The organism is Clostridia bacterium (genome assembly GCA_036562685.1).
Taxonomy (GTDB): domain Bacteria; phylum Bacillota; class Clostridia; order Christensenellales; family DUVY01; genus DUVY01.
Genome location: DATCJR010000084.1, coordinates 1 through 4,113, shown reverse-complemented (window position 1 = coordinate 4,113; position 4,113 = coordinate 1). Strand labels below are relative to the sequence as shown.

The following is a 4,113-nucleotide window of genomic DNA, read 5'->3' as shown; positions in this document are numbered from 1 at the left end:
CCGCCAGAAAGGATAGGCAACAGCCTATCCTTTTTTTATAGTATGAATATTTATAGTATAAAATTTTAAGGAAAATAGCATTAAAATAAGCTCCCTGTAAGGTTAGCCTTGACAGGGAGCTTTTATAAATTCTAATATAATCTATATTTCAATCTAATTTAATAAACTGCTTTAGAATTTACACATCAATAAATGAAGCATAGATAGTAGTGTTTTGAGTGGGGTATGTGGTAGGCTGATATGGAATTATCAATGCGGCATCAGTGTACCATCCATTAAATATCTTTCCTTGAGGCGGTATAATATAAATTTGCTGTATCTCTGTAAGTGCATCTGCAACAGGTATTACTAGAGCTTTCAGCCAGTTTATGCAAATTTTCGTATCGCCGTAAGTTGTATCTAATGTACCCTCTCCTGGATTAATTCTATAATAATATAATGGAGCTATTTTTGGATATATAGTTATATCACCAGTAGGATAGGATGTCAGCGGCTTAGTAAGAGCGCTGTCAGTATACCAACCGTCAAAACCTTCTCCTTTACTGTTTGCACCGCCATAATAATCTTGACTAATCTGATAATAAAACTCTTCAAATCCGTAATCTTCACTTTCAATAAGAGGAATATTAATGTAATAGTCAAGGTTACTAGTCAAAGTTGCATTGTCAAAATTAATATCTACACAGATTGCATCGTCAAATTTTGCATAATATGTAGCATTAGTTGACGGAAAATCTTCTTCTGTTACAGGAGTCTTAAAAGTGCTTTCTTTATACCAACCTGCAAAAATTGCGCCTCGTTTTGTAGGAACAATAACATTTAATTGCATTTCACTACCTTCAGTTCCTATCAGCGGAGGCAATTTATATGTTATGTCTGCTACCAATGTTATCCTAATAAGCGGCTCCCATTTTGCATATACAATAGTGTCGTCATTTATTAGACTATTAATGACCCATATTGGAGTTTTAAAATCCTGATCAGCATACCAACCTTGAAATGCATATCCTTTTTTGTAAGGAGTAATGTCCATTATATCATTTACAAACATACACTTAGAAAGCATGCTTTGAGCACTCTCAGATAAAGTTCCCCCAAAAAGCACAAGATTTATTTCAGGCACCTGCCACTTCGGATAGACAATATAATAATCATCATCATAACCGATCTGATACGACCCTTCCACTTTTAACATGTAATTTTCATCATAATACCAGCCCAAGAAATCACCGTTATTTTCAGGCGTGCTTAATGTAATTTTCGAGCCTCTTACTTGATTTGTGAATGGAGGCAAAGAAGATCCATGCACAGCTACATAGGTAGTGTTGGTGGGCGTAATATCTTCTCCTTTATCTGAAGGCATTGTCAATGTCCGATCATAATAAAAATTAATTGTTTCAGTTGACTCATATATATTTCTTATATTGTCGGGGATATAACCCTCAACCGATTGACTGACAGTATGACTAACATATTCCAGTCTGCCTTGAGAAAAATGATATATCAGTTGATAACATACAGCAAAAGTGTTAACAGTATTAAATGAATAAATAATATCTCCACTTTGTGGTATGATATCTTCGGGCTTTTCTCTATAACCGCTGCCGCTTACCTCAACATTTCCAAAATCTTCGCCGTAATCCTTAGCAAGTTGAAGCATTGCATCAAAAGAATAGTTATTGTAAATTGATAATAAGACTTTAGTATTATTCTTTATTTTTTCTAAAGAAAGTAGCGCTTCCCACTTTGCTAATCTACTATAGCTTTTTTTACCCTCCTTGATCATGACCTTATAAAAATCTTCATCGGAACCACCGTAATAAGTCTCTTGTTCCTCATCTTTTCTATAGGCAACAAAACTGTCTCCGTCAATATTATAGCCCATCTCTTCACTGCCTATTGTCATATAAACCTTATTGCCAAAATCAACATTCGACAAAATGCTCTCAGCAATCTCACGGGTCATTGTAAATTCACCATTGTAAACATTGTCGCCATTATTGCCCTTGTTTCGTTTTGAACAAGCAAAAAACGCCATACTCATTGACAGAACCAGCATAATGGCACAAATTACGGTATAAAATCTTTTTTTCATAAATCCTCCAAATTTTTATCCAGTTTTTAAGAAATTACTTGTTAAAAAGAATTATATACAAATATACCGTTTTTAACAATTTTTAATTAAGGAACTTCTCAAGATTTAACTGTTCTAATTTAAATTTTCAAATTTTCTTTTGTTTTTTTTATCATATTTGGTATAATATGCTTATGAAAAGTTATAGACAAATTATTACTATCAATGTTCCTAAAAGACGAGCTTTTATTAATATAACGCCCAAAGTCGTAGAAGCATTGCAACAAAGCGGTATAAAAGAAGGTTTAGTACTGGTCAATTCTATGCACATAACTTCCAGCGTATTTATTAATGACGATGAGTCCGGATTGCATGCTGATATGGAAAAATGGCTAGAAAAATTAGCTCCCGAAAAGCCTTATAGCCAATACGAACATAACGGCTATGAAGACAATGCGGATGCTCATCTTAAGCGTCAGATTATGGGAAGGGAAGTTGTAGTCGCTGTAACTGACGGAAAACTGGATTTTGGTACATGGGAACAGATTTTTTACGGTGAATTTGACGGTATGCGCAACAAACGTATATTGATCAAAATTATCGGAGAATAACTAAATGATAATTAATTAGTTATTAATTAATCAAAACTAAATTTGAATCAAAATTAGCAACTATTTAAAAGTCTATTAAATTATAAAAAAATAAAGGGTTTGTAAAACAACAAACCCTTTTATGATTTTTATTCTATTTTGATTTTTCTTTCTCTGACATCCAAAATCTTATGCAATTTTTTGTCAATTATTCTAACCATATTATCTAATTCATCGTCGCCCATTACAGTATCTCTGCCGTTTTCATATTCACGATCAATAAGTTCTTTCATTTTGATGACCAATTTATCCTGCTTGTCGATTTTGTTTTCTTCATCCAATTCATAATAAGCGTTAAGCCAATACGCAATTCCCGCTAAGCCAGAATGATTGTTTATAGATACCATGGGCTTTCTATTGAGAATTTTCTGAGTGTCAAAGATATTATAAATTTCTTCATCTTTTAGCAGTCCGTCAGCATGAATACCTGCTCTTGTGGCATTAAAGCTGCGTCCTACATACGGAGTGCGCGGAGGTATCGCATAACCGATTTCTCTTTCAAAATAATCTGCTAGTTCAGTTATAACAGACAAATCCATACCGTCATCAGTTCCTCTTAACTGGCAGTATTCTATCGCCATAGCTTCCAACGGACAGTTGCCTGTACGTTCGCCTATACCTAAAACAGAACAGTTAACAGAACTGCATCCATAAAGCCACGCTGTAGAAGCATTGGTTACCACCTTATAAAAATCATTGTGTCCGTGCCATTCTAATTGTTCGCTTGGAACGCCTGCATATTGTCTAAGTCCATAAATTATGCCGGGCACTGATCTTGGCAATGCTGCGCCTGAAAAACATACGCCGTAACCCAAAGTATCGCATGCTCTTATCTTTATGGGAATGCCGCTTTGCTTTGACAAATTCATAAGTTCTATTGCAAAAGGCACTACAAATCCATAAAAGTCGGCACGCGTTATATCTTCAAAATGACATCTGGGGACTATCCCTTGTTCTAATGCAGCTGACACAATAGCCAAATATTTGTCCATAGCTTGACGTCTGGTCAAATTCATTTTTTTGAAAATATGATAATCCGAACAGCTGACCAAAATGCCCGTCTCTTTTATCCCCATATTTTTAACTAATTCAAAATCCTTAGGGTTTGCTCTTATCCAGCTTGTCACTTCGGGAAATTCAAGCCCCAAATCCATACATTCTTGCGCTGCACGACGGTCTTTTTCGGTATACAAGAAAAATTCAGCTTGCTTTATGATACCGTTTGGCCCGCCTAATTTGGACAACAGCTTAAAAATATGTACTATCTGCTCAACCGTAAAAGGCGCGGTTGATTGCTGCCCATCACGAAATGTCGTATCCGTAATCCAAATATTATCCGGCATCTCCATAGGAACGACACGACGGTTAAAAATCACCTTAGGCACTTCA

3 protein-coding genes are annotated in these 4,113 nt (G+C 35.2%); 1 reads left to right on the top strand and 2 read right to left on the bottom strand.

Annotated features, from left to right (window positions below):
* Positions 1 to 178 precede the first annotated feature (178 nt).
* Complete coding sequence (locus VIL26_03660; GenBank protein HEY8390030.1) at positions 179 to 2,095, bottom strand: InlB B-repeat-containing protein; 1,917 nt, start codon at positions 2,093 to 2,095, stop codon at positions 179 to 181.
* 173 nt (positions 2,096 to 2,268) lie between these two features.
* Between VIL26_03660 and VIL26_03655 the strand changes: the two genes are divergently transcribed.
* The gene (locus tag VIL26_03655) at positions 2,269 to 2,685 is read left to right on the top strand and encodes a secondary thiamine-phosphate synthase enzyme YjbQ (protein HEY8390029.1); all 417 of its coding nucleotides are present in this window, start codon (positions 2,269 to 2,271) and stop codon (positions 2,683 to 2,685) included.
* A 128-nt stretch (positions 2,686 to 2,813) separates the two neighbouring features.
* On the opposite strand, the gene VIL26_03650 is transcribed toward VIL26_03655, so the two are convergent.
* A partial coding sequence (locus tag VIL26_03650) for a 2-isopropylmalate synthase (protein ID HEY8390028.1) occupies positions 2,814 to 4,113 on the bottom strand: 1,300 nt, incomplete at its 5' end.

Bases quoted from the DNA above. Each gene is read 5' to 3' on its own strand.
- VIL26_03660 (HEY8390030.1), bottom strand. From the start codon at position 2,095: ATGAAAAAAAGATTTTATACCGTAATTTGTGCCATTATGCTGGTTCTG.
- VIL26_03655 (HEY8390029.1), top strand. From the start codon at position 2,269: ATGAAAAGTTATAGACAAATTATTACTATCAATGTTCCTAAAAGACGA.